At 60.5% G+C, this 16024-nt stretch carries 16 protein-coding genes; 5 read left to right on the plus strand and 11 right to left on the minus strand.

Translation table 11 applies throughout. The features are described from left to right. Position 1 precedes the first annotated feature (1 nt). Positions 2 to 658: a TetR/AcrR family transcriptional regulator gene (locus tag LIX91_RS08980; protein WP_003416207.1), complete on the minus strand. Its 657-nt coding sequence runs from the start codon at positions 656 to 658 to the stop codon at positions 2 to 4. A 107-nt stretch (positions 659 to 765) separates the two neighbouring features. Then, complete coding sequence (quiC, locus tag LIX91_RS08985; protein ID WP_003433018.1) at positions 766 to 2673, minus strand: 3-dehydroshikimate dehydratase QuiC; 1908 nt, start codon at positions 2671 to 2673, stop codon at positions 766 to 768. A 617-nt stretch (positions 2674 to 3290) separates the two neighbouring features. Between quiC and LIX91_RS08990 the strand changes: the two genes are divergently transcribed. Then, a complete protein-coding gene (locus LIX91_RS08990; protein WP_003393004.1) occupies positions 3291 to 4619 on the plus strand; it encodes an MFS transporter in 1329 nt (442 codons plus the stop codon). A 488-nt stretch (positions 4620 to 5107) separates the two neighbouring features. Here the strand turns inward: LIX91_RS08990 and LIX91_RS08995 are convergent, their stop codons facing one another. Beyond that, on the minus strand, positions 5108 to 5995 hold the full coding sequence (locus LIX91_RS08995; RefSeq protein ID WP_003416203.1) for a DMT family transporter: 888 nt from the start codon (positions 5993 to 5995) through the stop codon (positions 5108 to 5110). Between the two features lie 246 nt (positions 5996 to 6241). On the opposite strand from LIX91_RS08995, the gene LIX91_RS09000 reads away from it, so the two are divergent. Beyond that, positions 6242 to 7498, plus strand: coding sequence for an OprD family porin (locus tag LIX91_RS09000; protein WP_226488370.1), 1257 nt, complete (start codon positions 6242 to 6244; stop codon positions 7496 to 7498). 58 nt (positions 7499 to 7556) lie between these two features. Here the strand turns inward: LIX91_RS09000 and pcaC are convergent, their stop codons facing one another. The 8 genes from pcaC to LIX91_RS09040 all read right to left on the minus strand — a co-directional run bounded on the left by pcaC (position 7557) and on the right by LIX91_RS09040 (position 14589). After that, positions 7557 to 7955, minus strand: a complete 399-nt coding sequence (pcaC, locus tag LIX91_RS09005) for a 4-carboxymuconolactone decarboxylase (protein ID WP_003315610.1) — start codon at positions 7953 to 7955, stop codon at positions 7557 to 7559. Then, positions 7952 to 9313 (minus strand): 3-carboxy-cis,cis-muconate cycloisomerase, encoded by a 1362-nt coding sequence (locus LIX91_RS09010; RefSeq protein ID WP_226488371.1) that lies wholly within the window; start codon positions 9311 to 9313, stop codon positions 7952 to 7954. The genes pcaC and LIX91_RS09010 overlap by 4 nt, the downstream gene beginning before the upstream one ends. Positions 9314 to 9337: 24 nt before the next feature. Continuing rightward, positions 9338 to 10687 (minus strand): MFS transporter, encoded by a 1350-nt coding sequence (locus LIX91_RS09015; RefSeq protein WP_226488372.1) that lies wholly within the window; start codon positions 10685 to 10687, stop codon positions 9338 to 9340. 87 nt (positions 10688 to 10774) lie between these two features. After that, the gene (gene pcaG, locus LIX91_RS09020) at positions 10775 to 11377 is read right to left on the minus strand and encodes a protocatechuate 3,4-dioxygenase subunit alpha (RefSeq protein ID WP_226488373.1); all 603 of its coding nucleotides are present in this window, start codon (positions 11375 to 11377) and stop codon (positions 10775 to 10777) included. Between the two features lie 11 nt (positions 11378 to 11388). Next, complete coding sequence (pcaH, locus tag LIX91_RS09025; RefSeq protein WP_003416184.1) at positions 11389 to 12108, minus strand: protocatechuate 3,4-dioxygenase subunit beta; 720 nt, start codon at positions 12106 to 12108, stop codon at positions 11389 to 11391. 137 nt (positions 12109 to 12245) lie between these two features. Then, positions 12246 to 13166: a pca operon transcription factor PcaQ gene (gene pcaQ / locus LIX91_RS09030; protein WP_003366937.1), complete on the minus strand. Its 921-nt coding sequence runs from the start codon at positions 13164 to 13166 to the stop codon at positions 12246 to 12248. Positions 13167 to 13218: 52 nt separating this feature from the next. Further along, positions 13219 to 13461 (minus strand): glutaredoxin family protein, encoded by a 243-nt coding sequence (locus LIX91_RS09035; protein WP_003315616.1) that lies wholly within the window; start codon positions 13459 to 13461, stop codon positions 13219 to 13221. Positions 13462 to 13518: 57 nt separating this feature from the next. Next, positions 13519 to 14589: an acyltransferase family protein gene (locus tag LIX91_RS09040; protein WP_226488374.1), complete on the minus strand. Its 1071-nt coding sequence runs from the start codon at positions 14587 to 14589 to the stop codon at positions 13519 to 13521. A gap of 247 nt (positions 14590 to 14836) precedes the next feature. On the opposite strand from LIX91_RS09040, the gene LIX91_RS09045 reads away from it, so the two are divergent. The 3 genes from LIX91_RS09045 to LIX91_RS09055 are packed head-to-tail and all read left to right on the plus strand — an operon-like array spanning position 14837 to position 15901. Beyond that, positions 14837 to 15151 (plus strand): YqjD family protein, encoded by a 315-nt coding sequence (locus tag LIX91_RS09045; RefSeq protein ID WP_003315618.1) that lies wholly within the window; start codon positions 14837 to 14839, stop codon positions 15149 to 15151. Positions 15152 to 15155: 4 nt separating this feature from the next. After that, entirely contained in the window at positions 15156 to 15548 is a 393-nt protein-coding gene (locus LIX91_RS09050; RefSeq protein ID WP_002553117.1) for a phage holin family protein, read from the plus strand. After that, positions 15545 to 15901, plus strand: coding sequence for a hypothetical protein (locus LIX91_RS09055; protein ID WP_003346087.1), 357 nt, complete (start codon positions 15545 to 15547; stop codon positions 15899 to 15901). Before LIX91_RS09050 ends, LIX91_RS09055 begins: the two co-directional genes overlap by 4 nt. The last annotated feature ends 123 nt before the right edge of the window (positions 15902 to 16024 follow it).

Here is a 16024-nt window from a genome sequence, read left to right on the forward strand (position 1 = left end):
ATCAGCGCTTGAGATAACGCAACACAGCGTCGCAGATCATTGCCTTGTGACGCTGTTTGACCTCCTCGCTCCACAGCTCGATCTGAAAGATTTCGCTGAAGGTATGGCGATTGGAGATCCGGTAGAAGCAGAACGAGCTGATCATCAGGTGCAGGTCCACCGGGTGAACACCGTCACGAAACAGGCCGCTGGCTTCGCCACGACGCAGAATGCCGTCGAGCGCCCTGATGATGTTCTGGCTCTTGGCCTGAATCGATTCGGACTGTTTGACGTTCTCGCCGTTATGGATGTTTTCGATGCACACGATGCGCACGAAATCGACATTGCTGTCGTGGTGGTCGAAGGTGAACTCGACCACGCGATGAATCGCTTCCACCGGCTCGAGTTCGGACAGATTGAGCTGGCTCTCGGTGTTGCGAATCGCGCCGTAGAGTTTTTCCAGCACTTCGACGTACAGCTGCTCCTTGCTGCCGAAGTAGTAATAGATCATCCGTTTCGAGGTTTTGGTGCGTTCGGCAATGGCATCGACACGCGCACCCGACAGGCCATGGGCGACAAACTCGGCAACGGCAGCCTGCAGAATGTCTTCGCGGGTCTTTTCCGGATTGTTCTTGCGCCCTTTCGACGCAACGGCAACGGAGTCGTCAGTTGTTTTCATTGTTGGCTCATGACCACGAGTAATGCGCGGAGTATGAAGCCGACCGGCAACCGAGGGAAGCCGCGAGGGCGTCGAACCCTCGCAGCAGCCCTGCAATCGGATTCGCCTTACAGACGCGCCTGACGTGCTGCCACATTGCGCGCCTTGGCCATCGCCGCCAGACGCACCGGGACGTTGGCAGCGCCATACCCTACGTAGCCGTTCTTGCGCTGCAGGATTTCGAAAAAGAAGCGCCCGTCGAACGCATCGGTGTAGACGTGGAACAACTCGCCACCCTGCGCATCGCGGTCATAGAGCACGTTGTAATACGCCAGTTCGCTGAGAAACTCCTCGTCGAAATCGAAGCGTGCCGCCAGGTCATCGTAGTAATTGAGCGGGATGTCCAGCAACGGCACGCCCGCTTCCTTGGCGCGGCTCACTTCGGCGAAGATGTCTTCGCAGGAAAATGCAATGTGGTGCACGCCCGAGCCGCGATAGCTCGACAGCGCATGGGAGATGGCCGTATTGCGATTCTCGGAAATATTCAGCGGCAAGCGCACGGTGCTGCAACGGCTACGCAGCGCACGGCTCTTGACCAGACCGTAGGGGTCGGGCAAGACCACTTCGTCGTCAGCCTCGAAATCCAGAATGCTTTTGTAGAACAACACCCAACTGTCCAGGCTGTCGGCCGGCAGCGCCATGGCCATGTGGTCGATACGCTGCAACCCGCCCTTGGCGACGGCTTGCGGATCGACGACAAAATCGCTGTCGTAAATCGATTCCCCCGGCGCGGCGTTATCCACCAGATAGATCAGGCTGCCGTCAGGCGCGCGGACCGACGGAATCTCCCGTTCGTTGGGGCCGACCAGGCCACGATAGGGCTGGCCCTTGAAGGCACGCGCACGTTCCAGCGACTGATGGCCGTCGTCGACGCGCAAGGCAGTGGCGCACAGCGACGGGCCGTGCGCCTCGAAAAAACTGTGAGCGAAGGAATAGGGTTCGGCATTGAGCACAATCCTGATATCGCCCTGCCCCAGCAGACTGACAGCCTTGGAACGGTGCTGACCCAGCTTGGCAAAGCCCAACCGTTGCAGCCAGCCCGACAGGCGAGCGCCGTGGCTCTCGTCAACGGCAAACTCAAGGAACTCGACGCCATTGTAGGTGCTGGCCGCGGGTGGGTTGAAGAGAATTTCAGGAGCCGCGGCCGGCTCGTCACGCGCCATCAGCTGGCGGGTTTTCTCTTCCAGATAGAGCAGCGAGCGCAGGCCGTCCGCGGCATTGGCGCGTGTCGGCGCTGCACGGAAGCCATCGTTGAACACCTCCAGCGACAACGGACCGGTGTAGCCACTGCGCAGGATCGGCGCGAGGAAGCCGGCCAGATCGAATTCACCCTGACCCGGGAAGCAGCGGAAATGGCGGCTCCACTCCAGTACATCCATCGCCAGAAGCGGTGCGTCGGCCATCTGCACGAAGAAGATCTTGTCGCCCGGGATCTGCGCGATAGCGCTCGGATCGCCTTTCAGCGACAGGGTATGGAAACTGTCGAGCAACACGCCAAGCGCCGGGTGGTCAACCTGACGCACCAGGTTCCAGACCTGTTGCCAGGTGTTCACGTGCTTGCCCCAAGCCAGCGCTTCATAACCGACGCGCAGGTTACGGGCACCCGCGCGCTCGGCGAGCAAGCCCAGGTCATCGAGCAGAATGTTTTCGTCGCCCACCGAATCGGCAGACGCATTGCTGCAGACCAGCACCAGATCGGTGCCCAGCTCCTGCATCAGATCGAATTTGCGTTCGGCACGGTCGATATTGCGCTGCAAACGATCACGGCGGCAGCCTTCGAAATCGCGGAACGGCTGAAACAGGGTGATGGCGATGCCCAGGTCGGCACACATTTGCCTGATGTTGCGTGGGCTACCGTCGTAATACAACAAGTCGTTTTCGAAAATCTCGACGCCGTCAAAGCCGGCTGCGGCGATGGCTTCGAGCTTTTCGGGCAGAGTACCGCTCAAGGATACGGTAGCAATTGAACGCTGCATGCTTTTCAGCTCCTGGATGAACGCGACCTGCTTGGGTCGCGACTGGACAGCACCGCATTCCTGGCCTTTCCCGGCCTTATTCAGAGGTGCGAGTAAAGTATTTGCCTGTGAAAATACTACAGCAACATAAAGTGTACGAACCGGTTAGTTTTACGTTCGATTATCGAACAAAAGCCGTTTTACTCAATTGACGCTGTATCTCGCAATGCTCAACATCAGCATCACATTGCAGGATAGACCCGCAGTCCGACATTTTTGATCTTCGCTTCATCAGCAGCAACCCATAACAATTCAAAAAACAGGAACATTGCTCATGTGCACCCTTCTCGCTTTGCTCGCCCGCTCGCCCATCCGTCTTACCAGACGTCCTGTTCGACGAACCCGCCCGGCCAAAAGCCCGGCCTGGGTACACGTCGCCTGAAACATTCCAACACACTTACGCGGCCCAACCTGTAAATTGTCGGCCCGACGGATCGTTTCGAGGACAGCCTGAGTCTACAGGCCAGTCGAATCACGGTTCTACGACTTCACTTTACCTGCACAACGCCTGCATCGAGTGGACTTCTCAGTCCGACTGTTGCCAGCAGCACAGTCCTGGAACGGATGGTTAGAACATCATGCTTAACACCCAGACCAACCCTGTCGCCCAGGCCGCCCGTGCCGGGATGGGCGAAAAGATCCGCGGCGCACTCGCCGTGGGCAAGACTCGCTGGGGCATGCTCGCCCTGGTGTTCTTCGCCACTACGCTGAACTACATCGACCGGGCCGCGCTCGGCGTCATGCAGCCTATCCTCGCCAAGGAAATGAGCTGGACGGCGATGGACTACGCCAACATCAACTTCTGGTTTCAGGTCGGTTATGCGGTCGGCTTCGTGCTGCAGGGCCGCTTCATCGACAAGGTCGGCGTGAAGCGCGCGTTCTTCCTTGCGGTGCTGCTGTGGAGCCTGGCGACTGGCGCGCACGGCCTTGCCACTTCCGCTGTCGGTTTCATGGTCTGCCGCTTCATTCTGGGCCTGACCGAAGCCGCCAACTACCCGGCCTGCGTGAAGACCACACGCCTGTGGTTCCCTGCCGGTGAGCGCGCGGTGGCCACCGGTATCTTCAACGCCGGCACCAACGTCGGTGCCATGCTGACCCCGGCCTTGCTGCCGGTGATCCTCACGGTCTGGGGCTGGCAAGCCGCCTTCGTGGCGATGGGTTCGCTGGGGCTGCTCTGGGCCATCACCTGGCGCCTGAAGTACTACAACCCCGAAGAGCATCCGACCGTCAGCAAGACCGAGCTGGATTACATCAATCAGGAAGTCGAACCGGCGCCGGTCAAGGTGCCGTTCACCGGCATTCTGAAGATGCGTGGCACATGGGCGTTCGCGCTGGCGTATGCGATTACTGCTCCGGTGTTCTGGTTCTACCTGTACTGGCTGCCGCCGTTCCTCAATCAGCAATACAACCTGGGGATCAGCGTGACGCAGATGGGTATCCCGCTGATTCTGATCTGGCTGACGGCGGACTTCGGCAGTGTCGGTGGCGGCATTCTGTCGTCCTGGCTGATTGGTCGTGGCATGCGTGCGACGACTGCGCGGCTGTTGTCGATGCTGATCTTTGCCATCACGATCTGCAGCGTGGTGTTCGCGGCCAATGCCAGTGGGTTGTGGGTGGCGGTACTGGCCATTTCGCTTGCCGTGGGTGCGCATCAGGCCTGGACGGCGAATATCTGGAGCCTGGTGATGGACTACACCCCCAAGCACATGATGAGTACCGTGTTCGGCTTCGGCGGCATGTGTGCGGCCATCGGCGGTATGTTCATGACGCAGATCGTGGGTGCGGTGCTGACCGCCACCAATAACAACTACAACGTGTTGTTCACCATGATCCCGGCGATGTATTTCATTGCCCTGATCTGGATGTACTTCATGGCCCCTCGCAAGGTTCCGACGCTCAGCGAGTAATCGTCTGACGCAGCCCGAAAACCCAGAATGGCTATCGTCCCCACGCTCCGCGTGGGGATGCAGTTCGTGACGCTCTGCGTCACACAGCGGGTTTTCTTTGTCAGGTGGATTGGCGTTCGGCTCAGGTCACCTTTTCGCCCCTCGGCGACTCACTTTGAGGGACCAAAGTGAGCAAAGTCCCCGCTCCTGTTTCCGGCCCGACTCCGTCGGGTTCCTTCGCCCTGTCACTGATCCGGGGGTCGCCGCAACGGGCCATCCATGGCGCGGTGCGGCTAGCCTGGCGTCCTGCCAGGCTACCCCCGGATCAGCGCCAGGACTCAGCCGTCACTAACGTCGCACTCTGCGTCGTCAGTGCCACCGTGATCGAAAAGCACGTATGGCGGCCTCCTGCAGACGCAGCATGACATTGTGCTGCGACGCAGGGCGTCAGGAAAAACATGCCAACTGAACATCGGCATAGGCGTCAATCGGATCTTCAGCCCCGGTAGTTACCCACCCTTACGTCGCTGTTGCCACGCCGCCGCCAGACCACTGAGGCAGATGATGGCGATGCCGGCCTGCGCGGTCGGGGACGGGGTGTGGTCGAAGACCAGGTAGCCCAGCAGTCCGGCGAACACGATCTGGCAATAACTGAACGGCGCAAGCATGGCCGGGGCGGCGAAGCGGAAGGCCTGGGTCAGCAGCAAATGCGCAGACATCCCGCAAGCACCGAGCGCCAGCAGAAACGGCAAGTGCTTGAGCGCAGGCACTTCCCAGAAGAACGGCACCAACGCACTCATCAACAGGGTATTGAACAGCCCCGCGAAAAAATTGCTGGTGGTCGGGCTGTCGAACGGACTGACCAACCGCGTCAGGAGTTGATACAGCGCAAAACACAAGGCCGACGACAGCGGCAACAGAATCGCCGGGGTAAACAGCTCGCCGCCCGGATGAATGATGATCATCACCCCGACAAACCCCACCACCACCGCAATCCACTGCCCACGCGTCACACGCTCGTGCAGCAGTGGCACCGATAACGCGGTAACCAGCAACGGCGCAAGAAAGTTGACCGCCGTCGCTTCTGCCTGCGGGATGAACATCAGGCTGCTGGTAAACAGCAGACTGGTACCCAGCAACGCCAGCGCACGCAAGACCTGCAGGCCGGGACGCTTGGTGCGCAACACCCGCAAGCCCGATGACGGCATGAAGATGCAGGCCATCAGCAGTGTGTGCACCACATAACGCGCCCACACCACCAGAATGATCGGATAGAAGCCGGACAGGTATTTGGACAGGGTGTCGTGACTGGCAAACAGAAAGGTCGCCAGAAGAATGAAGCCAATACCTTTGAGAGGTTGATTGACGCCGGACAACGGCGTGCTGGCAGTGCTCATTGCGCTTCCTTGTTCAAGTTTCAGCAGCCCGACGCCGTGGCCGAAAGCGCCCGCGCCTGCTACCCATGTCTACAAAACCGTGAGCATCGCACACACGTTTGCGGCTTCTCGCAGAAAATGTTCGAACCGGTTCATTAACGTTCGATAATCGCCCGAAACAACTGTTCCACAATTGCGTGGCGCGTTCCGGCATTTCACTATCACAGCCAGCTACACGACTCAATAACTACAAAAAAGGTCTGTTCCATGCGCGTGAATTCCCCCTGCAAACTCCTTTGCGGTCTGTCAGCGGCCGTCGCTGCAAGCCTGACGCCCATCAGCGGCCAGAGTGCCGGATTCGTCGAAGACGCCAAGGTCAATCTGAACCTACGCAACTTCTACATCAACCGCAACTTCGTCGACCCGGCCAACGCGCAGAACTACGCCGAGGAGTGGACGCAAAACTTCATCCTCGACGCCCGCTCCGGCTTCACCCAAGGCACCGTCGGCTTTGGTGTCGACGCGCTGGGCCTCTACTCGCTCAAGCTCGACGGCGGCAAGGGTACCGGCGGTACGCAATTGCTGCCCATCCATAGCGATGGGCGCCCGGCCGACGACTTCGGGCGACTGGCCGTGGCCGGCAAGGCGCGCTTCTCGAAGACCGAATTGAAGGTCGGCGAGTGGATGCCGGTGCTGCCGATCCTGCGCTCGGATGACGGCCGCTCGCTGCCACAAACCTTTCAGGGCGGGCAGATCACCTCCAAGGAGATCGACGGCCTGACCCTCTACGGTGGTCAGTTCCGTGGCAACAGCCCGCGCAACGACGCGAGCATGGAAGACATGTCGTTGAATGGCCGCACCGCGTTCACTTCCGACCGTTTCAACTTTGGCGGCGGCGAGTACGTGTTCAACGACAAGCGCACCCAGGTCGGCGTGTGGTACGCCGAGCTTGAAGACATCTACCACCAGCAATATTTCAACCTGCTGCACAGCCAGCCGCTGGGCAGCTGGACGCTGGGGGCCAACCTTGGCTACTTCCAGGGCAAGGACGACGGCCAGTCGCTGGCCGGCGATCTGGACAACAAGACCTGGTCAGCGCTGCTTTCGGCACGGCACGGTGGCAACACCTTTTATGTGGGCCTGCAGAAAGTCAGCGGCGACAGCGCCTGGATGCGCGTCAACGGTACCAGTGGCGGGACCTTGGCCAACGACAGTTACAACTCCAGCTTCGACAACGCCAGGGAGAAGTCCTGGCAGTTGCGCCACGACTATGACTTCGCAGCCCTGGGCGTACCCGGCCTGACCCTGATGAACCGCTACATCAGCGGCGAAAACGTACACACCGGCACCATCACCGACGGCGAAGAGTGGGCACGGGAAACAGAGCTGGCCTATGTGTTCCAGAGCGGCGCGTTCAAAAGCCTGTCAGTCAAATGGCGCAACTCCACCATGCGCCGCGACTACAACACCAACCAGTTCGACGAAAACCGCCTGATCGTCAGCTACCCGCTGTCGCTGCTCTGATCCAAACAGGACGCCGCCGTGGCCGAGGGCGCTGCGGCGGCGTTCTCGATCACCACTCTCAATTGTCCTGCAATGACTCCACACCCATTTCATCCCACACCGCTTCAGCCAAGTGGAACGTCGCATTGGCCGCCGGAATGCCGCAGTAGATCGCGCTCTGCATCAGCACTTCCTTGATTTCCTCACGGGTCACGCCATTGTTTTTCGCGGCCTTGAGGTGCAGGCGCAATTCGCCTTCGCGATTCATGCCGATCAGCATCGCGATGGTGATCAGGCTGCGGGTATGGCGCGGCAACCCCGGACGCGTCCAGATATCACCCCAGGCGTGACGAGTGATCATCTCCTGGAACTCTTCATTGAACGGCGTCAGTTTGCTCAGGCTGTTATCGACATGCGCATCGCCCAGCACCGCGCGGCGCACCTGCATGCCGGCTTCGTAACGTTCATCTTCGGTCATCGGGAAATCCTTGTGTGTTCGGCCACGGCGCGCTCGACCCAATGGCGAGCCTGGCCAAGGTAATGAGCCGGATCGAGCAGACGATCCAGCTCGTCAGAAGAAAACTGCTCGCTGACCTTCGGGGTTTCGCCGAGCACCCGACGCAAATGCGCGCCCTGCTCCACCGCACGCCGGCAGCACTGCTCTACAAGATGGTGGGCAGCATCGCGCCCGATGCGCTGAGCCAGCGCAATGCTCACTGCCTCGGCGAGAACCAGGCCTTTGGTGGATTGCAGATTGATCGCCATGCGCTCGGCATCGACCTGCAGACCGGGTATCACCTGCAACGCCTGCTGCAGCGAACCGGAGACCAGACAGCACAGTTCCGGCAAGGTCTCCCACTCGGCATGCCACAGGCCCAGACTGCGTTCGTGCTCCTGCGGCATGGCCGCCAGCATCGTGGCCACCAGCCCCGGTGCGCGAGTCGCGGTGCTGATCATGACCGCAGCGCCGACCGGGTTGCGCTTGTGCGGCATGGTCGAAGATCCGCCCTTGCCCGGTGCCGAAGGCTCGAAAACCTCGCCCACTTCGGTCTGCATCAGCAGGCTCACATCGCGCCCCAGCTTGCCGAGACTGCCGGCGATCAGGCCCAACAGACCGGCAAACTCCACCAGTCGGTCGCGCTGGGTGTGCCAGGGCTGCTCGGGCAACGCCAGCTGCAATTCACCGGCCAGCGCTTCGGCCACCGAAAAGGCCTGATCGCCCAGCGCCGCGAGGCTGCCGGAAGCACCACCGAACTGCAGGCACAGCAGACGCGGTTTGATCTCGTTCAAGCGCTGCCGATGGCGAGTGACTGCGCCCAGCCAGCCAGCGATTTTCATCCCCAACGTGACCGGCGTGGCCTGCTGCAGCCAGGTGCGTCCGGCCAGCGGCGTGCCGGCATGACGCTGTGCCTGCTCAGCCATCGCATCGGCCAGTCGGGTGAGGTCACGCTCAAGCAGCACGATGGCTCGACGCAGTTGCAGGACCAGCCCGCTGTCCATCACATCCTGACTGGTCGCGCCCATGTGCACGTAGCGCTCGGCTTCAGCGCTGCGTGCGGCAATCTGTTTGCCCAGCGCCTTGACCAGCGGAATCGCCGAATTGCCGGCACTGCCGATGGCAATTGCCAGCGCGTCGAAATCGAACAGCCGTGCGTCGCAGCTCAGCTCGATGTCGGCGACCACCTCGGGCGGGATCAGGCCGATGCGTGCCTGTGCCCGGGCCAGCGCAGCCTCGAAATCGAGCATGCCCTGCACCCGGCCTTCATCGGAAAAGATCTCGCGCATTTCGGGTTGCATGAAGTAGGCATCGAAAAGTTGATTGCTCGCTCTGTTCACATCACCACTCCAGTTTGAAAGGTTTCAGGTAGCGTCCGAATGACTGACCCAGCCCTTGATCAGCACCGCTATCGCGGCCAGCGCTGCCGGGACTACCAGCGCGGTCAGCACCTGCTCGAACGTCCAGCCCAGGCCCAGCAGCGTGGCACCGGCCCAGGCGCCAAGAATGGCGCCGAAGCGGCCGATCCCGAGCATCCACGACACGCCCGTGGCACGCCCCTGAGTGGGGTAAAAACGCGCCGCCAGCGACGGCATTGCCGACTGCGCGCCGTTGATGCACATACCGGCCAACAGCACCAGTGTCGCCAACAGCGCGACGTTACCCAGACTCTGCCCGACCAGCCAGGCGAATACCCCCGCCAGCGCGTAGGCACAACCAATGACCTTGTGCGGGTTGTAACGATCCATCGCCCAGCCCACGCCCACAGCACTCAACACCCCGCCGAACTGAAACAGCGCGCCGATGAAGGCCGACTGCTCCATGCTCGCGCCGCTGTCGCGCATCAGCGTCGGCAGCCAGCTGGTCAGCAGGTAGACGATGACCAGACCCATGAAATACGTCAGCCACAGCAACAGCGTGCCGGCACTGTAGTTGCCGGAGAAAATCACTTTCAGCACATTACGGCTGCTGACGGTTTTCTGCTCGGGAACGCTGAAATCAGTAATGCCGACCAGCGCCTTTGGCGCAATCGGTGCCAGCACCTTGCGGATCCTCTCTGCACCGCGATTGCGTACCACCAGAAACCGCGCCGACTCCGGCAGCCAGACCATCAGCACCAACCCCAGCAGGAGGGGCAGAATGCCGCCCAGCATCAGCAGGCTATGCCAGCCCATGCTGGGGATCAGTTTGGCTGATACAAAACCGCCGCACGCCATGCCCAGATTGAAACCGCAGAACATGCTCGTCACCAACAACGACTTGAGCCGCTCGGGGGTGTATTCCGACAGCAAGGTGGTGGCGTTGGGCATCGCCGCGCCAAGCCCCAGCCCGGTCAACAGGCGCAGTAACAGCAATTGATCAATGTTGCTGCTGTAGGCTGAGGCCAGGCTGAAAAGACCGAACAGCAACACCGCGACCACCAGCACCACCTTGCGCCCGAAGCGGTCAGCCAGCGGGCCGGAACCCAGCGCGCCGAACACCATGCCGATCAGCGCGGCACTCATCACCGGCCCCAGACTGGCCCGATCGATCCCCCAATCCTGACTGAGCGCGGGAGCAATGAAGCCCATCGCGGCAGTATCGAGGCCGTCGAGAAACACGATCAGAAAACACAGCGCAACCACTCGCCACTGATACCTGGACAGCGGTTGCGCATTGATGAAGGCCTGAACGTCGAGCGTACTCGGCGCGGGGCTGCCGGCGGAAAGCGTCATGGAGATGTCCTTTTATTTTTATAGGGTCGCCTGCCGATGCAGGCGCCTTGAAACGCACGCACATTGATTGCTGAATCGACAAGCGATTCAGAAATCGAAAAACACTGTCTCGCCCTCACCCTGTACGCGGATATCAAAACGATAGGCCGTCTGCCCCTCGTGCGTGCAACGACGTGCCACCAGGGTTTCGCGGCGCGGGGGCTGCTCGATCAGATTGAGCACCGGGTCCTGCGCGTTCGCCTGGGCTTCGTCGTCGAAATACAACCGCGTCTGCAGATGAATATTGATGCCCCGCGCAAACAGCGAAACATTGATGTGCGCCGCCATCGGCACGCCCGCCGCATTGCGCGCCGAGCCTGGCTTGATGGTCTTGAGGATCCATTGGCCATCGTCCGTGGTAGCCGTGCGACCAAAGCCGTTGAACGGCCTGTCCGGGTCGAATTCGCTGTGATACGCACCCTGATGATCCGCCTGCCAGAACTCTAGATAGGCATCGCGGATCAGGTGACCGTTGCCGTCGAAGACGTTGCCCAGCAATACGATGTGCTCGCCGGGCGCCTCGGGCCTGGCCATCTCGCTCCAGATTTCCAGTTCGCGGGTCGGATTGCCGGCCACCTGTGGTGCAAGACCGATGTGGACGTACGGGCCAGCGGTCTGCGAAGGGGTTTCCTGCAGCAATTGAACGGGCATGTCGGGCCTCCTCAGCAGTTTTCGAAGTGAGTCTTGCGCTGGCCGCGCAACACGATATCAAAGCGGTACGCCAGGCAATCCATCGGATTGCCCAGGCCCAGGTCGAGCCTGGCAATCAGGCTCTGCACGGCGTCCGGGTTGGCGATGGCCTTGACGATCGGGCAGATCGGAATCAGCGGATCGCCTTCGAAATACAACTGGGTGATCAGCCGTGTGGCAATCGACGGGCCGCTGATCGACACATGAATGTGCGCCGGGCGCCAGTCGTTGGGACCGTTGCGCCATGGGTAAGGCCCTGGCTTGACGGTACGGAAGCTGTAATTGCCTTCGCTGTCGGTCAGTGCACGTCCGACGCCGCCGAAATTGGGATCGATGGGCGCCAGATAAGCATCGCGCTTGTGGCGATAACGCCCGCCGGCGTTGGCCTGCCAGATCTCCACCAGTGTGTGCGGGATCGGCTTTCCGTACTGATCGCAGACCCGCCCGGCCAGCAGGATACGCTCGCCGATGGGCAGCCCACCGTTGTTGAAATTGAGCAGCAGGTCGTTATCGTGCTGGCCGAATTTCAAATGCGAGAAATCCGGGCCGGTGGTTTCGGAAATGGACTGCGGGATACTGACCAGCGCCTGGCGCGGCGAGCGCAGGATCGAGGTCTTGTAATCAGGGGTGAGAGCTTTTGGATGCCAGTTTCGGTCACGAATGACGAAGCGGCTGTTGTCCGCGGCAGACATGGCGTTCTCCTCGTTTTTCTTATGGGGCGCGCAGGCGTCGATCACATGCGCTACAGGCTGCGGCGAAGTGTCGCGCGATCCATGCTTATAGAGAACTGAAATAAACCCCATGATCCATAACCATTTGGTTATGGATGCTAGACGTTGCGATAGGCCTCTCCAAGACTCCGCAGCTCGTCCACGCACCACTGCGCTGCGCGCGTGAGTGGCAAGGCCGGGTTGCTGCACAAACCGACCGAACCGCCCGGCTCACGAATACCCATGTCCAGCTCGACCAGCGTGCCGCCTTTCAACTCCAGCGACACGGCATCCAGTGGCGCGATCCACACCGCATCGCTGCACTGCACATAGCGGCGGCTGAGGGTGAGCGAGAGGGTTTCAAGGCGTTGACGCGGCATGCGGATACCGCACTGCACGAACAGGCTGTCGGCAAACTTGCGGATGGTCGTGCCTGCCAGCGGCAACACCAGCGGGAACTGCTCCAGACTTTCGGGCTTGAGCGGCGCGGCCAGCAACGGGTGATCGCTGCGCACCACCAGCGTCATCGACTCGTTGTACAGGTGCTCGAACGTCAGGCCCTGAATCTGCGGACTGTCCGTCATGCGCCCGACCACCAGATCCAGCTCCCCTACCCTCAATTGCGACAGCAGATAGGCACTGGGCCCGGTCATCACGCTGACGATCAGCGCCGGGTGCCGCTGGTGCAGGCGATGAACCACCTCGGGCACCAACAGGCTTTCGGCCGTCGACAGTACGCCCAGTCGTGCAGTGACCGTGTCGTGCTCGCCCGAGCGCAGGCTGCTGACGCCCTCGCGCAGGGCCTGCACGCTGGGCCCGGCAAAGCGCATGAACGCCACGCCCGCTTCGGTGAGTGCCGCGCCGCTCTTGCTGCGCACGAATAACGTAGTGTCGAGCAGGGTTTCCAGCTCTTTGAGACTTTTCGACAGCGCCGGCTGACTGATCGCCAGAACGTCGGAAGCACGCGCCAGACTGCCCTGCCGGGCCACTTCGAGAAAGCAGACCAGATGGCGAAATTTGATGCGTGTATCGATATTCACTGCGCGTCGTGTCCGGTAAATGAAAGGGAATGCAGCTCAACGACAAGGCAGCTCAGCGACTCAGAAACGACGCCACTTGAGGCGCGTCAAATGGCCAGTCCAGCTCGTCACCGGTGTCGACCCGACGCAACACAGGAACGCGCAACTCGTAGCGTTCAAGCAGTTGCTCATCCTCGCAGATGTCGACCAGCTCAACCAGCAGGCCGTGTTCGATGGCGAACGGCAGTAAAACCGCTTCGGCAACCTCGCACAGCGGGCATCCCAGGGTGCTGAACAGCTGACATTCGGGGGGCATGAGTCGATCCTCGGCGAATCCTCGGCAAGCGGAAATTATTCTAGGCGCGCACCGGGATCACGTCGACACCCGGAAATGCGCCTTGCTGAACGCATTGGCGCGATCCAGTACCGGTTTCTCGAAACAACGATAACCGACCCAGCCATAGCACACCGCCGCAGCCATCATCAGCAGCGCGAAAAACAGGTTGTCCAGGTAGCTTTCGGGCCAGGCTCCCACCAGGCTCCAGACCCTGCCGATCACCCCCAGCACCAGCAGATGAGACAGGTAGACCGTGTAGGACATATCGCCCACGGCAACCAGAAACCCGGGCACCCGCAGGTGTCGACGCCGTTCAAGCAAGGCCAGCGTCACCACCAGCATGCCGAACGTGCCGCCGACCATGAGCATGCGCAGCAGCCCCTGACTCTCATACAGCCGGTAATAGCCGATCAGGGGCACCGCCGCCAACAGCGCGACACCGAGCAGTAACCAGACCGCAGCAGTCGGCACGCGGGCACTGTGGCGACCGTAAAAGAACAAGGCCAGCGCGGCGCCCAGCATGAACTCGAGGGCATAGGGATGCAGGATGATCTTCACTGCCGGGGAATAGTCCTGCCAGTTTGCCAGCGTGTTGAACGCCACGATGATCAGACACCAGCCGCCAAGTAGAAACGGCAGACTGCGCTCGCGAAACAGCAGGAAACCGGAGAACACCACGTAGAACCACAGTTCGAACAGCAGCGACCAGGCCACCATCACCAGCAGCACCTTGTCGTTGGGCAACAGCAGAAACGACATGATCAGATTGGACGAGCCATGCCCGCTGTTGACCATGCCCGGCTGCACCAGATAAACCGCCAGGGTGATGAAAAAGTACAACCAGTAGGTGGGATAGATCCGCGATACCCGATTGAACAGAAAGCGCTGGGCTTCGATTGCGCTCTGAAAACGGCCACGGCTGACAATCACCATGACGAATCCGCTGATGACGAAGAACAAATCGACGCCTAACTGAAAAAAATCGAGCCAGGGCGGCAGAAGGATATCGCCACCGGAAAACTTGCTCTCTACCGACATCATGTGAAACAACACAACGCCAAGGACCGCTACGCCCCTGAGCCCCTGCAGGGAATACAGCCGCTCCATGCCACTCTCCATTCAACGGATGTCGCGCGCGCCAGGCCATCCCGTGGTCACGCGTGTGGAGCATAGCCAATGGCCAGAAATACGGAACCCCAATCTTCCAGTGGTTGCGGTTTTTCCTGGCAGATACTTTTGGAGTAAGGTGCAGCGGCAGTGTAAAGCCTGATCGAACACGATACGCCAATCGAAGTGAACCTTCAGGAATCACCTGTACTCGAAACATTCATACGCCCACCAAACGGAGAACATCATGGCCCGCGAAACTGCACAGAATGCTCAGGAAATCCTGAGAGCCGACTTCCAGGTACTGGTTGCCGACACTGAGAAATTGCTGGCGCATACCGCCTCTCTCGCGGGTGATCAGGCCGATGAATTGCGCGCCCAGATCCGCGAAAGCCTGCTGCGTGCCAAGGAAACCCTGAAGACCACCGAAGATTCGTTGCGCGAGCGCGGTGAAGCGGCAGTGGTCGCCACCGAAGATTACGTTCAGAACAACCCCTGGCAGTCCGTCGGTATCGCCGCAGGTGTCGGCTTTCTGATCGGTCTGCTGGCTACAAGGCGCTAACATCATGACTCTGGGAACGGAATCAGCACCGCCCGAGGGAACTCCGGGCTCTTCACCGCGGCGCCTGGGCGCTGCCTTCCTTGGCCTGTTGCACACTCACGTCGAGCTGTTCGGCATTGAATTGCAGGAACAGAAAGCGCGAACCGTCAGCCTGCTGCTGTTCGCCGGTCTGGCACTGGTTTTCGGCCTGCTGCTGCTCACCGGGCTCTCGGCCTTGCTGCTGATCGTTCTGTGGGACAGTTATCGCCTGGCGGGCATCGTCGGCCTGTGTACGTTTTACCTGCTGGCCGCGATCTTTTGTGGATTGCGCCTCAAGGCAGCGATCTTCGACGAGTCTTCGCCCTTCCATGCGACCCTCGAAGAACTGGCCAATGACCGTGAGCGATTGATGCCATGAGTGAACCCAAGTCGCACCAGAGCAATACTCGTCGAGAACTGCGCAAGGCATTGATTCGCCTGCGCATGGAAATGCACCGCCAGGAAATTCGCCACGAATCGACACAACTGATGCAGCCGTTGCAACGCTTTCGCGGTATCCGCCATGACTGGAAAAGCGCGCTGGGCTTTCGCCACGCGCCGCTCTGGGGTGTGGGCTCGGTTGCCCTGCTGGGCTTCCTGAGCGGCAAACGTGCCAAGACCGGACGTACCAGCCTGCTGGGACGCCTGTTGAAGCTGGGCATCACGCTGACGCCGGTGGTCAAGGTCGCCATGCAAGCGCGCGCCCTGCAGAATCGCAATCGCAAAGTCTGATTGCGCCACGCGTCTAGCATGATCCTGGCCTGACGGTACTGGCCTTAATACAAATGCCTGCTCAGGTTTTCCGGAGCAGGCATTTGTTTTTCCATGGGGCCTGTTTTCATCGATGCGGCCCTT

Source organism: Pseudomonas sp. B20, from assembly GCF_020515755.1.
Lineage (GTDB): Bacteria > Pseudomonadota > Gammaproteobacteria > Pseudomonadales > Pseudomonadaceae > Aquipseudomonas > Aquipseudomonas syringae.